Source organism: Rania fehmarnensis, from assembly GCF_056494185.1.
The window spans coordinates 7,241,771-7,262,686 of the sequence record NZ_CM151398.1 but is presented as its reverse complement, the minus strand read 5'-3'; the positions used below and the strand labels follow the sequence as shown (position 1 = coordinate 7,262,686).

Sequence of the window (20,916 nt, the reverse complement as noted above, 5' to 3'; positions counted from 1 at the left end):
GAATCATTGGTGATTTACGGTTTGTCCGCTTGATTGGCAACTTGGGTCGGTGTCGTGGCCGATTGTAACCAGTTGGGCAGCGACTCGCCGCGCACTATTCGCAAGTAATCGGCCGATAATTGAGCGGCGAACTGAATATCGCGCGTGCGCGAGAGCATTAATCCTAACGCCTCAGCATGTTGTCCGAAGTCGCTGGTCGAACTCTCGGGCAGTTTTTGAGCTCGACCATAAATGGGAAACAAGGCCAGGCATATAAGGACGCCCAACAGAGCCAGGTGGGCCATTAAAATGTTCAAGGGCCACGTGATCAGCACGCTCAAACCGGCGACCTGGTCTTCATCGTCAGGAACTTGGCTGACTTGAATGCCCGAATTAAATGGCAGAAAAGCGACTCGGCTACCGGGCTCCAACTGACTAACCAGGTGTGAGGTCAAATTCATAAAGTGCGGCTCGACCAACATCGCATTCAGTAGCGGCGCACCGTTGGCTAGCAGCAGAATACGACTGCCTTCAAACCGCTCATTGGTCAGTTCGGTTACCAAAGGCGTGCCGTCTTCGCCCGACAATAATACCTCTGCTTGGCTGGTCTTGTCCCATTCGCTTTCCCAAGTTTCATCGTCGTTGATGTCGGTATAAGTCCAAAATGAGGTGAAGACCGTGGGTTTGTCTTGGTTCTGCTTGGTGGTGCGGCGTCGGAACGTAGGGAAGGGAAAGGCGGGCGTCATCGTACTGGTGCGCCAGGTGGGTGGACTGGCTTGCAGTTCAGGATCGACTGTATCCAAATAAACACGCACGGGCCAACTGGCCGCGTCGCCCATCAAGTGACTAAGCGGTCCTTCGAACTGGGTGATCGTCCGCGCGGGCTGGGAACTGCGCAGAGTGAACCAGCGACAGAATACATCCTCGTCTACGTTTGAATACAACTCGCGATCCAATTGCGATTGAGCCCGGGCCAAATCGAATTTCGCCCGGGCGGCCTTTTCCGGTGGCTGCGCATCCAAAGTCTTGCCGTAGACGTAGGTTTCAGCAGCGAAATCGCGACCAAAGTACAGGATGGTTCGTCCTGGTTTATCGGCCAGCCACTGCTCCATCCAGTCACGAGCTTCTTTGGCCGGCGGCGCGAAACCGTTACCGACCAAGATCAGACAATCCACGCGTTTCAGTCGGGGCGATAAACGCGAGACGTTCATCACCCGCATTCCCGATTGCATGCAGAGTTTTTCGAGAACCCCTAAGCCGTTCACACTATTGAGCTTCTCGGGATACTCGGTTGATCCGTAGCTGGTCGGAATGTTGGGCATGCCACACCCGGCCAGCAGGCTGGCGCAAAACAATACGGCTGTCACATAGCAGAGCAACCGACTGACCGATGTTAAGCGAAGGGACCTCCCTACCGATTGGTTCATATACGTGACACCTCTTGTGTACCAGGTGCCGGGGAGCTGTTGATAGCAGTGGCGGCTTGGGCTGCAATTTGCGCCTCCATGATCATGGCGACTTCGCGGTGAAATTCATCCAGCGATTGCCACAATCTCATAAACCGAGCTTGATCGATATCGTGCCGACCAAAGTACACATCTTCGAAAGCCAGAACAGCTGGCGTCAAGAAATCACGCAGCCGTCGATCGGCGCCTAGTTCCAGCAGGTACATGCGATTGGTCTTACCGCGATGCAGCACCAGTTTGCCAGCTCGATCCAACGCCAACAGCATGTAAGCGTACAGAAACGATACTGCAGAATTATAGTCTCCCGCTTTGGCCAACTGCCGAGCGCGTTCCAATGGATCGCGCATCTCTTCGACGGCGGCAAACGGCAGATCGACCACCCGCGTGGGATCGATCTCAATTTGATTGAAGCGCTTGGGCGAAAGCTTACTTCGATCCCAGCTCTTCATTGAAATGGAGGCTAACAGCAGCGCCAAACCAATAAGCGCGATACCTAAAATCACCCAGACCAAGGCGCCCAGGCCATCGCCCAATCCGGACCAGTTTACTCTGGCTGCTGGTGGTGGTGTCGGCTTGGTTGCTTCTGGCGCTGCTTCCCAACCGGTGGAACGCATCGCATCGTCAAACTCGTTGGATACCGGCGGTGGACGATAAGCAACCTTTTCCGAATCGAACCACGGGCGACCTTTGAGAGTTTCGATTGCCCGCTGCTGCCGCTCTTGTGAATTGGCCGCCCGCTTGGTGCAACCGGCTAGCAGCATGCCTGCGACTAACATCAGCGTCATCAATACTGCGATGCGCATGTGGTGCAGCGCGTGCGGCCTATGCGTCGTGCGTGTGGCGCCTGTCAACGTAGAAGGATTCATAGGGCGGGTACCTCTTCATCCAGAGGTTGGCCTTCCGGAGTGATATTCATCTGAGCCAGGATGCGGCTGCGTTCGGCTTTTAGTTGCAACTGGACTTCCCAGCCTTCCAAACGAATGCGCGAATCGAGATAGGTAAGAAATCGAAACACGGTGGCGTAGATGCTGGCCAACCACATCATCAAGGGTAGTACGATCGTCAGCAGCATGTGATTGGAAAGCACAGAATTGAGAAAGTCGATCTTCGTTTGACGAATGCCGACAAAATCTCCGACCAACGTCACTGAGTAGAAGATCCAGACCAGGGCGGCAGTCACGATACCGCAGGTCATCAGCCTACCAATGGAATCGCCGAGTATTGGAGTGTGCAAACTGCTGGAGCGACGCCAGTAACTTAGCTCTAGTTTCTTGCGGGCCTTCAGCCTGCAAGTTTCCAGAGCCAGGATCTCGGGCGCATAGGGAGCGGCCCCTCGCCGAAGCGCCGCCCAACCGCAGCAGCATAGCAGCAACAATACAATTTCAACGAAGGGGTCAAACGGTTCGTCGTGACCAATGAATAGCTCCAGTACTAATCCGATCAAGCCCGCCCGCAAAACACCCAGAATCAGGACTGCCCGCCACGCGATAGGTTTGAGTTCCTTGAGCAATTGACGATACGACAGTTCTTCGAAGAAAATCACTTTTCCGATCAGCAGCGTAGCCGGGAGCGAGGCCAAGGGATACTCTAAAAACCACAGTGCAATTAAATGCATCAAGTAGCGATTGTGCGCAGCCAGTTCCGGTTGCTCTAGTTCGGAAAGTGCGTATTGCCCCTGGGGGCCAATCATCCATGCGATTAGGGCGACGTTTAAAAAAATGAGCGGCAGGCCCAACAGAGCGCTGCTGGTCAATAGCGGTCGCCAGTACCGGCGGATCACGAGCAAACTCAGATCCAACAGTTCCAGTGTCGAGCGCCCCCGAATGGCAATTTCAGTCTTGTCCAATTGCACGTTCGGGCTCCGGATAACCTAGGACCGCAAAATAGAACATCAGCAAGGTGCTGGAGCCGATCAACCACAGTGCCTTTAATCCATAAGGCAAGTTACTGGGCGATATAAATCCTTCCGTCAGCGCCGCCAAAAAGAACAACACGCCAGCCACGCTGATAATCGGTATCGCCCGCTTGCCTTCGCGATGAAACGAAGCGGTGCGGGTTAAACCGCCAGTAAACAGCCAGCCGCGAATACCGATGCGCAGACCAATGCCAGCTGCCAGAGCGATGGCCGTCAATTCAAACGCACCGTGAGCTGTCACAAACTCCATAAAGCGTTCACCACCATCCACGTCGCCCCGAGCCATAAAGCCAAAGGTCGAGCCCAACAAGACCGCATTGAAGACGGTGGCAAATAGCCCAGGCAAAATCAATGGTCCCAACGCAAAGCATTGAAAGCCGATACCAGTATTGTGCTGGATGTAATACGCGGCCATCATCAGGCTCGTGCCCGGCGACCTACCCATCTCTTGGCCGAAGTCTTCCTGTAGCTGTTGGGTCGCATCTGGACCAAGCACTTTTTCACCAAACAACTCAAAAGTTTCTTGATCGTAGCTCAGATAGGCAGAAAGCGCAAAGAGTCCAAAGAACAGCAGGCTGGTGACTTGTATACAAGGATCTCGATAGATTTCACGCGGCACTACTTTGAAGGCCAGATCGAACCAGCGTCGGTATTGAAAACGCTGCGAGGCGTAAAGTGTATTGTGAGCGCGGCCGACCAGTGCATGCAGATACTCGACCATCGAAGGCGAAAGTTGATACTGTTCCGCCATCGCTAAGTCCGCGCAAGCGCGACGATAAAGTTCAGATAGCTCGACCACTTGGCTAGCTGGTCGTTTGTATAATCCGCCGCTGGTTACCAGACCCAGAAGTTCCTCTAATCGATCCCAGTCGGCTCTACGCTTGGCAATGGTCTCGGCCAGTAAGCTCATAACGAACCTCCACGTTTTGTATCCAGCGTTTCACGGGGCGGTACGATTGAAGCAGGCACTATGTCTTCGTCTTCTCGCGCAAGACTATCAAATGCGGTATTATCCGACGCGACTTTTTCCGGAATAATGTCAGCATCTAAAATGTCGGCAGTCAACACTGCCGCAGTTGATGGTGCGGCCTTGGCCTGGATCTTGATCGACTGGTTTTGCTGGCTTGTAGGCAGTTGGCCTTTCTTTCTGGCCGCAGTGATTTTAGCCAATCGCTGATCTTCGCTTTGATAAATGCGGACGTAGATGGCACTAAGCAAGAGGTCGGCGCTGGTGTCATCGCGCATCTCGAACTGTTTTAGTAGTGGTTGAGCCAGGTGGCTGGCCAATTCCTCGCGACGTTGCGTGTTGATAAACGTGCGACGCTCCATATAGAGTGCCGTTGCTCGGGCCAGGGTCCGACTGACTTGAAAGGTAGGAGGGATCATCTCGGCCAGCGCATACGCCAGAGGATCTTCGGGCTGGAGATTGGTGTTGTACCCGCGTCGCCCTTCCCAAACCACCATCGTATTGGCAGCCAGGTCGCCGATGCGTTGCATGCGCGTCGTCAGCGTCATGGCCACCAGTCCCACCAGGCACGTCGGCAACAGCGCGATCGGTGGCGCACTGGGCATCAACAGCGTTAGCGTTAAGGGTGGCGCGAAATCACACATCCGCAGCAGATTGCGGAGGGCAGCTTGCGAGCCATTGATCGGTCGACCATCGGCCGAGATGACTCGCAACGAACAAACCATCTTGCCAACCGTGCGACCGTTGAAGTGTGACTCCATGTAAGTTCCATAGAGCCAACTGAGCACAAAGAAACCCAACAAGGCAGCGGTCATCATCAGCGGTCCCGAGGCCCCCAAGGGCATACCGACCAACGCACTGATGAACACTACCAATGCAAAGACGGACGCGCGCAGCGCAAAGTCGACCAGGAAGGCGGGCACGCGCTGGAACGGGCCTGCCACCATATATTCAAACTCGATGTTTTCCGGCGTAACCACACGTACGACACAGTCGATCTTTCGATGGTGTTGATGCATGTGTCCAATTGTCCCACAAGAGCCAGCCCCGTGCAAATCCGGTCGCGTTTAACTTTTGCATCGCAACTCAAGGTCAACGCGCGGCAATCGTACTTACGTTTGTGTGCGGTCCAACTTTTCTTCGGCGGCGCTGGCTCGAATGTAGTTGGGTGAAAGTTGCTGGGCCGTGACGCATTTGCCGTCCCGAAAGATCTTGGAACCCAAGTGGGCGACTTGTTGAGCCAAGGGTTGCCACAACTCGGCTGCAGCCAGCTGGACATTAACAGATTGAAATTTCCAGTAGCTATCCAGGGCTGAGCCGCTGACCCATACGGTTTCGTCCCTAGAGGATTCAGCCGATGGGCTGGCTGCCGATCGGCCCTGCCACGGGCTCTGCAGCCACAGGTCAGCATCACAGACGCGGGACGACTGGTCTTCGGTTAGTTGTTGCGATTGACTGGACCCGACCAACCAAGCGGAAGTGAATACCTGTTTGCGAAAGGCATTGATGGCAGCCACCAGCCGCAAGCTGGTTGAAGAAGTCGAGTCTGATGACCAGTGGTTTTGCGCGAAGCGCAGAGCGATGGCTGCCAAAGTGTCGACTGGCGCGATTGGAATTTTATGTGCCCAGCCCAGTATCTTGGCGGTGGCCAGTCCGACGCGCAGCCCGGTGAAAGAGCCTGGTCCGTTGGTCACGCTGATCAGTTGCAACTCGGCGGGTTTGACTTGGGCGTGCTGCAACACGTTTTCAATCGTGGGAGCGAGAGAGCGAACGCTACCCCCGGCGTGGGGCAAAATCTGCTGTACAACCAGTTGTTCCTCTGTGGCATGGGCTTCCAGCCCGTGTTCGCATTGCGCACTTTCAGTAACCAGCAAGGCAACTGAGCCGCCTAGGGAAGAACATTCAATGGCCAAATGCCAGCGACTGGACATGCTGTAACGATTGTTCAGGTTATAGGAGTGTAGAAAGCCGCACCTTCGTTTTAGCCACCTCTTGAACTGAAATTTAGAGGGGCCGGCGCGACGAAAAAGCTACATCTGAGGTGTTCTAATTGTTGGTAGTGGAGCCTTTCCGCACCGGGTGCAAATGTACAGTCTCCGGTAGACTGTTAACATCCCTAGAGGAACAACCATTATTTTTCCGACCTTCGAGTCGATCCAGCAGCGTCCTTTCCTGCAGCCAGACGATAGAATATTGCCTTTGGCTCGAAGCTAAACCCAACAAAAGAGACCGACTGTGCGCCAGGCGTTGATCAGTGATATTCACAGCAATCTAGAAGCTCTTACCACAGTGCTGGCGGATATCGCGAAGCAAAAAGTTGATCGCATTGTCTGCTTGGGTGATATCGTAGGTTACGGTCCCAATCCGTGCGAATGCTTGGATCTGATTATCGAAAAGTCGGACTTGACGATTCTGGGCAATCACGATCAGGCGGCGCTGTTTGATCCTGAGGGTTTCAACCCTGTGGCCTTGAAGGCGATTTATTGGACGCGTGACGTGCTGGATCGCGCGCCCGGGCGAGCCAGCGTGGTCAATCGACGTTGGGATTTTCTGAGCGAACTGCCCAAGAAACGCCAAGAAGGCAACATTCTCTTCGTGCACGGTTCGCCGCGCGACCCGACCAATGAGTATGTATTTCCCGAAACGATTTACGATCAGAATCGCATGAAGATTCTGTTCGACCAGATCAAGCACCTCAGTTTCCAAGGTCACACGCATGTCCCGGGCGTGTTCACGACCGATGGCGAGTTTGTCCCACCAGAGAAGTGCGAATACAAATACCAATACGGCGATGAAAAGCTGATGGTCAACGTGGGCTCGGTCGGCCAGCCCCGCGACGAAGATCCGCGGGCTTGCTACGTCGTTCTGGATGATCGCAAACACGAGATCGAATTCAGGCGACTAGAGTACGATCTGGAGAGTACGATCCAGAAGATCTACGACATCGATGACCTGGATGACATGCTGGGTGATCGCCTAAGAGGTGGCCGCTGATTTCGACCTGGGGGAGAAATCAGCTCTATCGGCCCGACTTGCCCCCAGCCACCCTGCTTTCGCCCGAGCAGCCGTCCCTCTAAACTGTTAAGGCCGACCTTCTGCCTACCACAGCATCCGCGCCGTGATGGCCCCGGATCTATCGTCGGTTGGAATCAGTGCCCAGGGATCAGTGCTTTGCGTCGAGCCATTCTTAGTGATATTCACGGCAACCATGTTGCCCTGCAGGCCGTGCTGCGCGATGTTGAAGCTCAGGGCTGTCAAGAGATCATCTGCCTGGGTGATGTCGTAGGCTATGGTCCCGATCCGCAATTGTGCGTCGATGTGGTGGCCAAGTTTGACGCTTGTATCCTGGGCAATCACGATCTGGCAGCGCTCTTTGATCCAGAAGGCTTCAGCAGTGCCGCCGAACAAGCCATTCTGTGGACACGCAAACAGCTAGAGTCGGGAGATTCAGCCGAGAACTGCCGACGGCGATTGGAGTTTTTGGCGCGACTGCCGCGTGTGCGTCGCGAAGGTGCGACCCTGTTCGTGCATGGGTCGGTGCGCAATCCCATCAACGAGTATGTCTTCCCCGAAGACATTCACAATCGCCGCAAGATGGACAAACTGTTTTCGATGGTGCAGAAAGTCTGTTTCCAAGGCCACACGCACGTGCCCGGTGTCTTTACGTCGGAAATGAAGTTCCATTCGCCGACGGAAATCAACCATGCCTTTCAAATGACCGATGAGAAGATCATGGTCAATGTTGGTTCGGTTGGGCAACCTCGCGACGGCGACTGGCGAAGTTGTTATGTGATATTAGATGAGCCCTGGATCCACTTCCGCCGCGTCGAGTACAACGTGGCCGAGACCGCCCAGAAGATTTTTGCCACCGGAGAACTCGAACGCTTCCTGGGCGACCGCTTGTTCGAGGGCAAATAGGCGAATCCAGCCTGACAATCATTGCCTAGCGCGTGCTCGTGATGCAAAATTACGGTAGAACGAACTGTTCCTACATTTGTTTTTTGTTGACAAGATTGAGACCATCGGATGCAAACGATTACTTTGCGTGTCGTAACTGGCTCGGATCGCGGCCGGGTCTACGCGGAGTTGCGTCCACCCATCACGATTGGTCGCGAAGAAGGTAACTCAGTTCAAGTCAACGACGAACGAGTCAGCCGCTTTCACGTCAAGATTCAGGAAGATGACGGCCGACTGGTCGTGACCGACCTGGACAGCACCAACGGCACACGCGTCAACGGCCATCCCTGCAATCTGAAAATTCTGCGCTACGGTGACACCATTTCGATAGGCCGTACCGTCCTGATCGTCGGCACACGAGAACAAGTGGCCGAGTGGTTCAGCGATGAACCCACGCGCTCCTTGGCTCAACGCGGCTCGACCACTTCGGCCAGCGGAAGCGACGTCGAGGATATCGAACTGAGTACCGACATGGATCGCACTCGCAGCGCCAGTAGTCGCAATGACCCCTGCCTGCCCAAAGGCATGTCGCCCGGCCAGGCTGCTGAACTGCGCGAACTGCTCGATCACTTACACGAAGGCCTGCGCGTGGTCTTCGACAGCGCCTCGGTCGATGAACAAGCCGGCAAAGTCGTCATGGACTTCCGCTGCTGGCATAGTCTCATTCGAACACAAACCGAACTAGCGCAATTGATTCGCGCCATCGAAGATCCGCAGAGCATCTATCCTCCAGACCGTGAGACGGGTTTGTAAGGGTCAACCGCAGCGGAATGCGTCAAGCATTTCGGTGTAGCGGAACGCGTCAAGCGTTTCGGTGTAGCGGAACGCGTCAAGCGTTTCGGTGCTACCATGCACACAGGCTGGAAGCCTATGCCACAAGTTACACAGGCTGGAAGCCTATGCCACAAGTTACACAGGCTGGAAGCCTATGCCACAATTTACACAGGCTGGAAGCCTATGCCACAATTTACACAGGCTGGAAGGCTATGCCACAGAATCATCTGCGAGCTTGTCACTGTTGTGGGCTGGTGCATCAAGTGCCGCCGATGGCGGCCGGGGAGGAAGCGGTTTGTTCTCGCTGCAACTCCATTGTCGATGCCGATGATCGCAGTGGGATGCAAAGTGCCTCGCGGTGCCTGGCTGCGTCACTCGGTGCGCTCGTGTTGTACTTTCCCGCGATCCTTTTGCCGATACTCAAGATTGAAAAGCTTGGCCATCATCACGAGGCCAGCTTGTTGGGCGGGACCATCGACTTGTTATGGCACGGTAGTTGGTTTGTAGGCCTGGTCGTGTTGATCTTCTCGATCATCATTCCTCTCATGAAGATCTTGGCCTTGATGGAATTGAGTTGGCTCAGTCTGACTGGCAAAGCACATCGGGCTTGGGTGTATCACGTCGTTGAGTGGGCTGGACGTTGGAGCATGATGGATGTGCTGCTGCTGGCGTTGATGGTTACGCTGGTCAAGCTGGGTGACCTCGTTCAATTCAGCTTAGGACCCGCCGTCTGGGCGTTTGTCCTGTGCGTAGTGATGAGCCTAATAGCGTCCGCCATGTTCGACCCCCACGCCATCTGGGAAGAGTCTTAGTAGCCGATCTCGCCAGAGATTGGATCCTTGGTTTGCAGAAACAAATGTTGCGGGCGATTGCAAACAGTCCGTAGCCGATCTCGCCAGAGATTGGATCTTGGATTGCAGAAACAATCGCGTAGCGTCCAAAGTCTGGCGACTTCGGCTACGGGGGGGCGTCTTTGGTTTGCTTGCGGCGTTTCAGCCGGTGGGATTTCTCGGCCCGGGTGAGATAGCCCCAACGGAGTGGTTCGTCTTGTTCGTATTGCTTGTCGAGCGTCAAAGCAGTTAGCGCTTTGCACATTTCAAAGCCCAAATAAAAGGCGTGGCTGGCGTCGATGTATTTTTCGAAGGGGCTATCCAGGACTTCGTTGAATAGGCTCATCGGATCGGCGCCTTGAAAGTGCAATCCGGCGGCTAGAAAGTGAATGATTCCATCTTGAGCGATCAATCGCACGTTGCGGTCGACGATCGACTCGGCCAATTCGTCTATCACTTCCGGACTGTACCGATTCAGCTTGCCATCGCGCAGAGTGACCAAACGATCGTCGAGTCGTTTGGGTGGCACGTTGTGTTTGACGGCGTAGTGCACCATCCGTCGCGCGATGTCACATTCTTTCACACTCGTGCGAGCCCAATTGATGACGTTGGTCGTCAGCACGCTGTGAATCTGCAACTCTTGGCAGATGCCCAACAGTAACAGATTGATGCCGGCAGAATCAGCATCGGTTAGTTCCGTTATGTTTCCGATACCCATCATCATCGGGAGTGTTGGATAGCGCAAGCGCACGCGCGCGTAACGCTCGAGACTGCGTGCAAAGCCGCAGCCAATAGGTTCGAGAATCGGATCCAAGCGCACGCGCAGCCCATGTTGGAGTAAAAAATCGATCGTTTCGAAAAATTTTTTTTCTTCGTCGGGCGTGTCTGGAATCACCACCACTTCGGCGTTCCAATCGAGCGCTTGATCGCGATTGGTACTATTGACTGAGAGCACGATTTCGGCGCCCGCGCGACACGCTTGAGCGACTTCATCTGCATCAAACGAATCGATGGATACACGCAGGCCACTCTCGCGCAGCGCTACCACGGCATCACCGACTTGATGCCAAGTGTGACCCGGTGTGCAACCCAGGTCGATCACATCGGCGCCTTGTTCACGCAGAGCTTGCGCATGGGCAATCAACTGCGTGAGCGTGAAGCTTGGCGCGTGATTGATCTCTGCCAGTATCTCGATCGAGTACTCGGTCAGCTCACTCATTTTTTCCCGTTTTTTTCCGAATATTTCAGCGAGATTGCGAATGTCGCGCGGGCCACAATCCACCGGTACATTCAGCGCCAGTCGCAGCTCCTCCAGTCCCGATTCCAGATAGCCCGGTACGATGATGCGCGTGATACCACCGGGCACTTCTAACTTGCGCAGCAACCACTTCGGAGTCATCAGCGCAGCAACCGTTATCGGCAAGACAGCGATCGAATATTTGAAACCGATCTTCAGTGCAAGCTCTTCGACGACCGAACGCACAGCACCTTGCGCTAGTTGTCCGGTAACGAAGAGAATGTGTGTATCGGGAGTCACTGCAGAGTCACTTTGCATGTTGCTAAACCTCAGCGCGTTAGTATGTCACAAGGCTTGCGACACGCGAAGAGATTGCCAGAAAAATCGGTTTCCATCTTGACCTATTCACAACACATACTAAAAAAAGAGGCTGTAACGAGGAGTTCGTGGAAAAACAACTGTCGTCCTTGTTGTTTTTCGTGGCCGGGACTCCTCGTTATTTTTTTGCGCTCATGTTATCCATTGCCATAAACAATTTTCACTTCCCATCACTTACTCTAATCAACGCCTGCTAACTCATTGACCGCAGTATGCTGACCATCTTGCTGGAAGAACCGCATTTTCTGGTGATCAATAAACCTAGCGGGCTCTTTTCGCAAAGTGCACCTGGCATCGAGAATGTTCAAGAGTTGGTCGTGCAACAACTAGCCCAGCGCGATGCGCATCCTGGTCGGCCCTTCATCGGTCTGCCGCACCGTTTGGATCGCGGAACTTCCGGAGCCATGTTGCTGGCTCGCAATCAACGCGCCTTAAAACGCTTTGGGGAACAGTTTCAAAGTCGCAAAGTCGGCAAACACTACCTGGCTATCGTTCAGGGCACCATGCCTGCCCAGCAGCAGACCATGGCCGACTACTTGCGGAAGATTCCCGAAAAGCCACTGGCAGAGATTGTGGCTGCCGACAGCGAAGGTGCCCGGTTGGCCGAGATGATCGTCCAGCCAAAAGCCTGGCAAGCTGGTTACACGCTGGTCGAAGTCGAACTGTTAACCGGCCGCATGCACCAAATCCGTTTGCAACTGGCCAGCCGCGGCTGGCCTGTGGTCGGCGACTGGAGCTACGGAAGCGATCAAACCTTCGGGCCGCTCGACCCCGAAGGCTACCGCCAGTGCTTGGCTCTGCATTGTCGTCGGCTGGAGTTCCGTCATCCTCAAACCGCCAAACTCGTGAGCGTCGCCGCCCCCCTGCCCGATGCATGGACGCCGTTAATGCAAGCGTTCTCGTTTAACCCGTAGCCGTCAGGCGAGGTGAACCCGCTAACCAATCGCCAGTGTGCTCCTTTGTTCGCCTAGCCTTCGGCCATCGTTTAACCCGTAGCCGCCAGGCGAGGTGCACCCTCTAACCAAACGCTGCGTTTACCCCTGAGCGACTGTTTGCTTAATGGAGCAACTTGGTGCTGCTACCTCAACCTCTTCGGTCACCTAGCCTTCGGCCACGGGTTAAACGCGTTTAACCCGTAGCCGCTTCGGCGAGGTGCACCCTCTAACCAAACGCTGCGTTTACCCCTGAGCATCAGCGCGCTCAAGATGGACAATAACCACTGCAGCGTGTACTCCTTCGATTGCCTAGCCTTCGGCCACGGGTTAAACGAGCCACTTGTCGATGTCCATCTCGTCGAAAACGCAAACAGAGCATCCAGAAAAGTTCGCGTAATCGTTTCATTTTAACTCACCCTAATCAATGCTAGCTGCCGATAAGAGAACGACGGTTGGTTTCGTTCCTCCCCCGGACAGTAGCATGATGTCAAGAACTTCCTCAATGGTCCTGTGGTTAGGTATTGCCGCTTGGACGAGTTCCGTTGGTTGCACGATGTGCAGTCCAGGACACATGTGGGACTATGGCGGAGTGGGTGGAAAATGGCAGCGAGGCAACCCGACATGCGGTCGCGTGGGCTCGACGCTGAGCGACGCAGGCGCGTACCAGGTCGGTAGCTCAGTTGAATTCGGCAGCAACTATGGCGACTCCTGGGATCTGGTTGAAACGCCAGAAACAGTCGTCTCGCCCGAAGCCCAGATCATCGAAGGCGAATTCTTCGACGCAGAGCCCGGCACGATTATGATCGGTCCGTAGGCATGATCGGTCCCTAAGCCTACTTGCCACTGACCCGATCACCCAAGCGTTCGGCCAGTCGCAGCAGCGTCTTGCTGGCATCCCCTTCGGCTAGCTTGGCATGAATGATGTGCACTTGCGTCCGGTCATTCCAGGCTGCATCCAGCGCGCTCAGGAATTCACCCTCGGTTTGCACGAGATAACCTTTGCCTGCTCCGTAGAGTTCAGGCAAGCGATGATAGTTCCAAGGCAAGATCTCGTTATACTTCCAATCGCCGGCGTGCAAAAATCGCTCCGTGCCGTAGCCATGATTATCGAGCACGATCAGGATTGGTGAAAAATTGTTGCGGACCAGTGTCGACAGCTCACTGCCGGTCATCTGGAAGGCGCCGTCACCGCACAGCACGAGCACACGCTCTTTAGGACGTGCAAAGCAGGCGCCCACGGCTGCCGGCACAGAGAAACCCATGGATGTGTAATAAGCGGGACTGAGGAAATCGGTGCGCTGGTGAATGCACAGTTCCGTGGCCGCAAACAGGGCATCGCCGATATCGGCGATCACGATCGTATCTTCATCCAGCCTTTGGTCGATCGCTTTGATCATGCGGCTGATCTTCAGTGGTTCCTCAGGCTGCGGCTCGAAGGGCTTGGACGAGCGCGGTCGCAAGCCATCGGGGATCTCGCGCACCGCTGGCTGCGGCGCAGCGGCGATCAGTCCGTTGATGAATTCCTCCAGCGGAACATGATGATAGTAGTGATACGAAATCTGCAGCTGTTCACTGGTGACGTATATGCACTTGGAAACATCCAGCTTGGCAGTATAGATACCCAAATTAATGTCGGTCATAAACGCGCCCAGTAGCAGGACGCAGTCGCTGTTCTCGACATACTCGGTGACTTCGGCGCGGCCCATCGCGCCTTCGTACAGTCCGATGTACAGCGGGTGTTTCTCCGGGACCACGCTCTTGCCTAGCAACGTCGCGGCCAATGGAATGTGCGCCTGTTCGGCCAGCTTGAGTACCTGGTCTTGCAAGCCGAAGCGATGGATCTCGATACCCGCGATAATCATCGGTCGCTGTGCCTGGCTGAGTCGCTGGGTGGCTTCGTTCAAGGCCTCTTGCAAGACGGCCGTATCGGTGCTCTGTACTTCGCGGCGATAGGCATGGGCCACTGGCGGAACAACGCTGACCATATCGCGAGGAATTTCGATATACACCGGACGCTTGAATCGGTCGGCCGCATCAAGAACTCGATCAATTTCGCTGAAGGCCAACAAAGGATCGTTCAACTCCGCCGTCGCGATGCACAGCTTCTCGAAGACTTGTAGCTGCGTGTGAAACTCTCGCACCTTGTGATGCAGCAGCGGATTGTTGGTGCGTTCATTCAGACCTGGTGCACCGCTGATCAAAACCACGGGCGACTTTTCGGCAAAGGCCCCAGCCAGACTGTTGCACACACTCAAGCCACCTACGCAGTACGTAACGCAAACAGCACCCATGCCATTGATGCGGGCATAAGCATCCGCCGCGAAGCCCGCGCAATCTTCCCGTGTGCAGCCCACCACGTTGATGGGGCTCTTCTCGAGCATGCTGTAGAAGCTCAACACATAATCACCCGGGATGCCGAAGACATCGCGGATACCATAGTCCTGCAAGCGGTTGATAAGATATTGACCAATCGAAACTTCACTCGAGCGTCGGCTTCGATTTGTTGACATTCACTACTCCTCAAGCGTGTCGATCAAAGTTGAAAATCCACGAGTCGTTCTGCCAGTCGGCGGGCAAGTCAGTTACCTTGGGGCATTAATCATGCATGTCCCAAGCATCAAGCCATATCGTTTTAACCGGTTTCATTTTGAACTGTTCACTCAATTCTTGATGCATGTGTTTGAAGTGTCCGGCTCCGTAGAAGATACCCAGACGCTTCTTACCGGCGTCCAGTTCTCGTTTGAGCACCTCTAGCGCCTTGGCATTGCGTTCGGTAATCAACGTACTCTTGCCATCGTCGCCCGAGATCGCCGCCAATTGGCCATCCATCTCTTCCATCTGCTCAGCCAGCACACGCTTCATAGCCAGTTCGCGATTTTGGGAGAGCATCGCACTCAGCAGGTTCAGGTCACCGCTCTTCTTCGAACTCTGCATCGCCAGGCTCGAGCCCATCGAACGCATGATGAAGGTCATCAACCCTTCCTGACGCTGACTGAGGCTCTCCGTAAACTCTTCGGGGTTCATATCGGCATGTACAAAATTCTTGGCCTGGTAATCAACCTCGTCGAGTTGAAAGCTCAGGCCGAGCGCATCCTTCATACCGCTTTGCACCGCGCTGACCGGGCTACCATCTTTAGCCTCGCGCTTCTCGAGATCTTTCACGCGCTGCGGATCGCTGACCATTTCGTACAGCAGTGCATCGTAACTGCGGAACATATCGTTGAGCGTCTTGTAGTAGTTCTTGTCGGCGATGTGAATGGCGCCCACCAATTCGACCGTGGCACCCGCGTACGGCCCGCTGTCAGCCTGGTATGTGACAACGGCAGTCTGCAGCGTGACAACTTTGTTGCCCTCTTTGACGGTTCGCACAAAGATCGGTTCGTCGTTCTGCTGGGTGGCTTTACTGGACTTGGCATCCGCTTTCGGTTTTTGTGGACCATCATCAGCAATCGCGCCGGTGCCAAGCCATCCGGAAGAAAGCAGCACAATGACCAAAGCCCTGTTCCACGCTTGCCAGATATTCAGTCGCGTGAGCATTATTTCGTTAACCTTCGGTACGTAGCCTGAGGCAGCCATAGCGCTGCCCGATCGGAGATATAGGCACTTCGTGCCTTACAGTTCAGTTTGGCATAGGCAGGATGTCTGTGCCATCACTTCAACTGCAGTTTTGTTTCTCTAATCTCAAAAAACTCAGGCTGGAGGCTGGTGCGCGGTTACTCAGGCTGGAAGCCTAAGCCACAAGCACACAGGCTGGAAGCCTATGCCACACGTTACACAGGCTGGAAGTCTATGCCACACGTTACACAGGCTGGAAGCCTATGCCACAAGCACTTACCCGAAGTAGGCGACAGCGTTGTTGAAGATTGCCAGACCGTCGCCGTGCTGGGGCTGTGGGTCACGGCGCGTCCAAAAGGGGTGGTGGGTGGCTTCGATGTGGCGTTCGGGATGAGGCATTAAGCCAAAGACGCGGCCGCTGGGATCGCTCATGCCAGCCACGTTCAATTCCGATCCATTGGGATTGATAGGAAATGGCAGCAGATCATTAACCGCTGTTCCGTCTTCTTGGGCGTAGCGCAGAGACAACTGCCCAGAGCCTGCGAACTGGCAACCGCTATCATCGCTGCGCAGAACCAACCGCCCTTCAGCATGGGCCATGGGCAGGTACATCCGCTCGATGCCTTGCAGGAAGACGCAATTGTTGGGCGTGGTTGCCAGGTGAACCCAGCGATCTTCAAAGCGGGCTTGGCGATTGAGGGTTAGTGTGGCCGGCGGTTGAGCAGGATTGGTGAAGAAAATTCCCAGTCGCATCATGATCTGAAAACCGTTGCAGATTCCCAGCACCAATCGATCTTGGCTGCGGAATTTCTCGACCACATCGCTCAGGTGGACATTCAGCTGCTGAGCCAAAATGCGGCCGGCAGCGATATCGTCTCCGTAACTGAATCCACCTGGGAAGCACAAAATCTGATGATCGTCGGCCAAACTGGGCGATTCGATCAAGCGATTGACATGCAGTAGAGTTGTTTTGGCGCCCGCCAGTTCGAAGGCAAACGCAGTCTCGACTTCACAATTTGTCCCAGGGGCTCGCAGAATGAGCACCTTTGGCGTCGCCATTAATCAACCTCGCGAGTGTCAAGAAATTAGTCAGCCGTCGACACACCTTAAAGTGTGACCCCACAGAGCCGCTCTGCCAAGGGGACTCCCCTTCCGCTCGGCAGCGGGAGACTATCAAATATCGGCTCGTCAGCCTCGCTGTTTTGGACTCTTGGGTAGAAGGTGCTTAGCTGGTATGCCGCAGATCAAGGCTTTTCGCGGATTGCGTTACAACATGGCTCAAATCGGGTCGCTCAGTGATTGCATCGCGCCACCATACGATGTGGTCGATGGACAACTGCAAGCCGAACTGTATGCCAAAAGTCCGTACAACTTCATTCGCTTGGAACTGACCAAGCCCGAACCGGGAGACACGGATCCCCAGGCTGTCTACAGCCGAGCCGCAACCCTGTTTCGTCAATGGCGTCGCGATGGCGTTTTGCAAGTCGAGCCCGACCCGGCCCTGTACGTCTATCACCAGGTCTTTGATTACGCTGGGCGCACCTATACGCGCCGCGGCTTTATGGCTCGCATTCGCCTGGTGCGTTTTGGTGAAGGCAACATCTATCCGCACGAACAAACTCATGCCAAAGCCAAAGACGATCGTTTGCGCCTGACTCGGGCTTGCCAGGCCAATCTATCGCAGATTTTCGGGCTGTATCCAGATCCAGAAAACAATGCACAGAACTTACTCGAAGAGCACATTGCTGGTCGCGCGGCACTGGAGGCCGTTGATCACTTGGATGTCACGCATCGCTTATGGCCAGTTAGCGACATGAACGTAATTCAACAAGTGGCTGCCCTGGTCGAAGACAAGCCGATGTTTGTGGCCGATGGTCATCATCGTTACGAGACCGCCTGCAACTATCGCGATGAACTGGCAGCCGCTGCCGGTGGTACACTGCCCGAAGAACACCCGGCCCAGTTTGTGCTAAGCATGATGGTCAGCATGGACGATCCTGGCTTGATCGTGCTGCCGACGCATCGCTTGATCGAAGGCTGTGCAGCGCTAACGGCGGCTCAGGTATGCGAAAAGTTAGGTCAGTATTTCGATTGCCAGCAGGCCGGACATGGTCCGCAGGATGCCGGCAAGGTGTGGCAGCGCATTGAAGATCAGAATGATCAAAGTGTGCTGGCTCTGTATACCACCGCCGATCAACAGTGGACGTTGGTTTCGGCCACGGTCGCGGCCCTGGATCGCATGCGCGAGATCGCGCCTGACCAGAGCGATGATTGGCGCGGGCTCGGTGTGGCCATCTTGCATCGCTTGGTCTTCGAGGATTTATTGGGCGTCCATGAAAAGGAACTGCCCAAGCCCACTTACGTTCATCTGGTTGATGAAGTGGTAGCTGGTTTAGAAGGCAAGCTGGAAGGTGCTAAGAGTTATCCGCTGGCTGCCTTGGTCATGCCCGCAACAGTTGACGATATTCGCGCGGTCAGTCTGCATAACGAACGCATGCCGGCCAAGAGCACTTACTTCTATCCAAAATTGCTTAGCGGCCTGGTGGTTAACCCGCTAGATGCAAATTGAAGTTTCGAATTCGAATTTCAATTTTCAAGTTTGAGCACGCTCGCGCAGTAGGCGCTCGTACAGTTCTTCGTACTTGCGCAGTTGATCGTCCAAGCGATAGTGTCGCTGGATGTGCGCTTGATTGAATTGACCACAGCGCTCGCGCAAAGCTTCGTCCAGCGCGAGGGCCTCGATGCGTTGTGTTAGTTGCGTCCAGTTATGGGGCTGGGCTGTTTGAGCGGTAGCTAAGTCGCTGGGGTAGCCGTCGCTGGGGCTGACCAACTGCTCGACGCCGTCGACCGCGAAGGCGACAAAGGGTCGAGCCACCGACATGGCTTCCAACAGCACGTTAGGCATGCCTTCGTACACCGCTGGCAAAATCAAGATCTGGCACGCCTGCATCCACGCCGGCACGTTGGCTTGCCAACCCACCAGGTGCACTCGGTCCGTTAATTTCAATGCCGCCAGGCGCGCGCGAATGGATGACTCCAGCGAACCCTGGCCGACCAGGACCATATGCCAATCGGGCAAGCGTCGCATCAGGTCGGGCAGATGATCGGCCAGCGGCAGCAAACCCTTCTGGGCTTCAAGTCGTCCTACGAACAGCAGTGCCGACCCGTTTAGTGGTAGACCGAGTTGAGATAAATCTACGTGGTTTGCCTGCCGTGAATCGTTGAGCGATTGTGTTTTGGTCCCATTGGGGATGACGCTTAGCAGTGTGGAGGGCAAGCGTTCATTTTCCAAGGCATGTTGCAACACGGCTTGGCTGACGCAAACCATATGCTGCATGCGGCGGGAAACCAAACGCTCAAGCCACCAGCGTCCACTGCGTGGCTCACTGACGCGCATGCCAGCTACCCACGGTGTCTTTCTGGTCCACAGTGCCCAGCCACAGATGACATTGGCGTGCCAGAGCATGGACTGAACAATATCGGGTTGAAATTTGTCCAGCGCACGTCTCAGCCACCGCGCGATCCGCCAGGCGTCGCGCGAACCCCGCGCGTGGCCGAACTGAACTTCGATGCCGGCCAATTGCAATCGTTCGAGCAAAATGGCTTGTGGTCCGCGCGGTGGCGGGCCGAGCGACCACACGGCCACTTCGTGAGCGCGCGACTTTAAATAGAGTGCCAATTCAGTCAGGCACAATTCGGCGCCGCCAGGATCTAGTTCGGTAATTACAAGCCCAATGCGCAACGCTGCAGTTCCTTATGCGTTCCTCATTCTAGCCTGCCAGTGTATCCTTTAGGTACTTAATGCGAGGCCAGGAGCAAATTGATGTCGTTATCAGCGGATGATTTTAACAATCTGAATCAGTACGATTACACGCTACCCAGAGAGTTGATCGCTCAGCAGCCGTCCGACCAGAGAATCGACGCTCGATTGTTAGTGATCGAGCGAGCCAGCGGTACGATCTCGCATCATCATGTCCGCGATTTGCCCGAGTTTCTGCAACCCGGCGACGCCTTGGTACTGAACACCACCAAAGTAATTCCGGCCCGCCTGGTCGGAGCTCGCACCAGTTCCGGTGGCCGCTGGGAAGGGCTGTTCCTGCATAGCACGGCCGACGGTATTTGGGAATTGCTGAGCAATACGCGAGGGCATTTGACGCCGGGCGAATCCATCACGCTCCGTGATCGCGAAGGTCGAATGGCCGAAGCCCTGGTAGTGGTGGCGCGATTGCCGACCGGTCACATTGCGGCCAGGCCGATCGAAGGCCAGCCGTTCGAAGAGTTCCTGGAGCGGTTTGGTCGCGTGCCCATTCCGCCCTACATTCGTGATGGCCAGATGGTGGATGATGACATACAGCGTTATCAAACGATCTATGCCCGCGAAGCCGGTTCGGTGGCTGCGCCAACGGCTGGACTGCACTTCACCGCTGACTTGCTCAATCGTATTGAACAGCGGGGTGTCACGCGGGCGCCAGTGTGTTTGCATGTAGGGCTGGGCACATTTCGTCCGATCAAATCGGAGCAGATTGACCAGCATGTAATGCATAGCGAATACGGCGAAATTAGTGAGGCGGTGGCCAAACGCTTGACCAGTTGTCGGCTCGACGGCGGTCGGATCGTCGCGGTCGGCACGACTTCGGTCCGCGTGTTGGAATCAGCCTGTGCGCACAATAGCGGTCAGCTGGCTGCCTGGCAGGGGCACACCGACATCTTCATCCGTCCGCCTTACCAATTTCAAGCTGTCGATGCCTTGATGACCAACTTTCATTTGCCCAAGAGTACCCTGCTGGTGTTGGTTTGCGCCTTAGCCGGTCGTGAACTGATCCTGCGCGCCTATGAAGAGGCCATCGCTCAGAAATATCGATTTTATAGTTATGGAGATGCGATGCTGATCCTCTGAAGTTTGAGTCACGCATGTTCTTTTTC

The 20,916-nt window shown here is 55.1% G+C and carries 19 protein-coding genes; 8 read left to right on the top strand and 11 right to left on the bottom strand.

All coding sequences use genetic code 11. The features are described 5' to 3' along the window. Positions 1-14: 14 nt before the first annotated feature. The 6 genes from SH573x_RS24670 to tsaB form a co-directional block, all read right to left on the bottom strand. Positions 15-1,406, bottom strand: coding sequence for a hypothetical protein (locus SH573x_RS24670; RefSeq protein ID WP_479350662.1), 1,392 nt, complete (start codon positions 1,404-1,406; stop codon positions 15-17). Then, positions 1,403-2,311 carry a DUF4129 domain-containing protein gene (locus tag SH573x_RS24665; RefSeq protein ID WP_479350660.1) on the bottom strand — a complete coding sequence of 303 codons (909 nt, stop codon included), beginning with the start codon at positions 2,309-2,311 and terminating at the stop codon, positions 1,403-1,405. Before SH573x_RS24665 ends, SH573x_RS24670 begins: the two co-directional genes overlap by 4 nt. Then, on the bottom strand, positions 2,308-3,297 hold the full coding sequence (locus SH573x_RS24660; RefSeq protein WP_479350659.1) for a hypothetical protein: 990 nt from the start codon (positions 3,295-3,297) through the stop codon (positions 2,308-2,310). The genes SH573x_RS24665 and SH573x_RS24660 overlap by 4 nt, the downstream gene beginning before the upstream one ends. Then, positions 3,278-4,270, bottom strand: coding sequence for a stage II sporulation protein M (locus SH573x_RS24655; RefSeq protein ID WP_479350658.1), 993 nt, complete (start codon positions 4,268-4,270; stop codon positions 3,278-3,280). Before SH573x_RS24655 ends, SH573x_RS24660 begins: the two co-directional genes overlap by 20 nt. Next, entirely contained in the window at positions 4,267-5,346 is a 1,080-nt protein-coding gene (locus tag SH573x_RS24650; RefSeq protein WP_479350657.1) for an RDD family protein, read from the bottom strand. Before SH573x_RS24650 ends, SH573x_RS24655 begins: the two co-directional genes overlap by 4 nt. 93 nt (positions 5,347-5,439) lie before the next feature. Next, positions 5,440-6,258 carry a tRNA (adenosine(37)-N6)-threonylcarbamoyltransferase complex dimerization subunit type 1 TsaB gene (tsaB, locus tag SH573x_RS24645; RefSeq protein WP_479350655.1) on the bottom strand — a complete coding sequence of 273 codons (819 nt, stop codon included), beginning with the start codon at positions 6,256-6,258 and terminating at the stop codon, positions 5,440-5,442. 304 nt (positions 6,259-6,562) lie between these two features. Here tsaB and SH573x_RS24640 point away from each other — a divergent pair, with 304 nt between their 5' ends. The 4 genes from SH573x_RS24640 to SH573x_RS24625 all read left to right on the top strand — a co-directional run bounded on the left by SH573x_RS24640 (position 6,563) and on the right by SH573x_RS24625 (position 9,870). Further along, positions 6,563-7,321 (top strand): metallophosphoesterase family protein, encoded by a 759-nt coding sequence (locus SH573x_RS24640; protein WP_479350654.1) that lies wholly within the window; start codon positions 6,563-6,565, stop codon positions 7,319-7,321. A gap of 177 nt (positions 7,322-7,498) precedes the next feature. Next, positions 7,499-8,245, top strand: a complete 747-nt coding sequence (locus SH573x_RS24635) for a metallophosphoesterase family protein (protein WP_479350652.1) — start codon at positions 7,499-7,501, stop codon at positions 8,243-8,245. A 108-nt stretch (positions 8,246-8,353) separates the two neighbouring features. After that, positions 8,354-9,037, top strand: coding sequence for an FHA domain-containing protein (locus SH573x_RS24630; protein WP_479350650.1), 684 nt, complete (start codon positions 8,354-8,356; stop codon positions 9,035-9,037). Positions 9,038-9,183: 146 nt separating this feature from the next. After that, entirely contained in the window at positions 9,184-9,870 is a 687-nt protein-coding gene (locus SH573x_RS24625; protein WP_479350648.1) for a paraquat-inducible protein A, read from the top strand. A 145-nt stretch (positions 9,871-10,015) separates the two neighbouring features. Here the strand turns inward: SH573x_RS24625 and SH573x_RS24620 are convergent, their stop codons facing one another. Continuing rightward, positions 10,016-11,443 (bottom strand): DUF6513 domain-containing protein, encoded by a 1,428-nt coding sequence (locus SH573x_RS24620; protein ID WP_479350646.1) that lies wholly within the window; start codon positions 11,441-11,443, stop codon positions 10,016-10,018. 272 nt (positions 11,444-11,715) lie between these two features. Between SH573x_RS24620 and SH573x_RS24615 the strand changes: the two genes are divergently transcribed. Both SH573x_RS24615 and SH573x_RS24610 read left to right on the top strand, forming a co-directional pair. Then, positions 11,716-12,417, top strand: coding sequence for an RluA family pseudouridine synthase (locus tag SH573x_RS24615; RefSeq protein ID WP_479350644.1), 702 nt, complete (start codon positions 11,716-11,718; stop codon positions 12,415-12,417). Positions 12,418-12,919: 502 nt separating this feature from the next. Continuing rightward, positions 12,920-13,252, top strand: a complete 333-nt coding sequence (locus SH573x_RS24610) for a hypothetical protein (RefSeq protein ID WP_479350642.1) — start codon at positions 12,920-12,922, stop codon at positions 13,250-13,252. A 19-nt stretch (positions 13,253-13,271) separates the two neighbouring features. Here SH573x_RS24610 and SH573x_RS24605 read toward each other — a convergent pair whose 3' ends face one another. The 3 genes from SH573x_RS24605 to SH573x_RS24595 all read right to left on the bottom strand — a co-directional run bounded on the left by SH573x_RS24605 (position 13,272) and on the right by SH573x_RS24595 (position 17,052). Beyond that, positions 13,272-14,948: an alpha-keto acid decarboxylase family protein gene (locus tag SH573x_RS24605; RefSeq protein ID WP_479350641.1), complete on the bottom strand. Its 1,677-nt coding sequence runs from the start codon at positions 14,946-14,948 to the stop codon at positions 13,272-13,274. A gap of 85 nt (positions 14,949-15,033) precedes the next feature. Next, positions 15,034-15,975: a hypothetical protein gene (locus SH573x_RS24600; protein WP_479350639.1), complete on the bottom strand. Its 942-nt coding sequence runs from the start codon at positions 15,973-15,975 to the stop codon at positions 15,034-15,036. A 294-nt stretch (positions 15,976-16,269) separates the two neighbouring features. After that, positions 16,270-17,052, bottom strand: a complete 783-nt coding sequence (locus SH573x_RS24595) for a phosphoribosylformylglycinamidine synthase subunit PurQ (RefSeq protein WP_479350637.1) — start codon at positions 17,050-17,052, stop codon at positions 16,270-16,272. Positions 17,053-17,227: 175 nt separating this feature from the next. Between SH573x_RS24595 and SH573x_RS24590 the strand changes: the two genes are divergently transcribed. Then, complete coding sequence (locus SH573x_RS24590) at positions 17,228-18,562, top strand: DUF1015 domain-containing protein (RefSeq protein ID WP_479350635.1); 1,335 nt, start codon at positions 17,228-17,230, stop codon at positions 18,560-18,562. A 24-nt stretch (positions 18,563-18,586) separates the two neighbouring features. Here the strand turns inward: SH573x_RS24590 and SH573x_RS24585 are convergent, their stop codons facing one another. Next, positions 18,587-19,735 carry a glycosyltransferase gene (locus SH573x_RS24585; protein ID WP_479350633.1) on the bottom strand — a complete coding sequence of 383 codons (1,149 nt, stop codon included), beginning with the start codon at positions 19,733-19,735 and terminating at the stop codon, positions 18,587-18,589. An 81-nt stretch (positions 19,736-19,816) separates the two neighbouring features. Here SH573x_RS24585 and queA point away from each other — a divergent pair, with 81 nt between their 5' ends. After that, positions 19,817-20,890 carry a tRNA preQ1(34) S-adenosylmethionine ribosyltransferase-isomerase QueA gene (queA, locus tag SH573x_RS24580; RefSeq protein ID WP_479350632.1) on the top strand — a complete coding sequence of 358 codons (1,074 nt, stop codon included), beginning with the start codon at positions 19,817-19,819 and terminating at the stop codon, positions 20,888-20,890. The last annotated feature ends 26 nt before the right edge of the window (positions 20,891-20,916 follow it).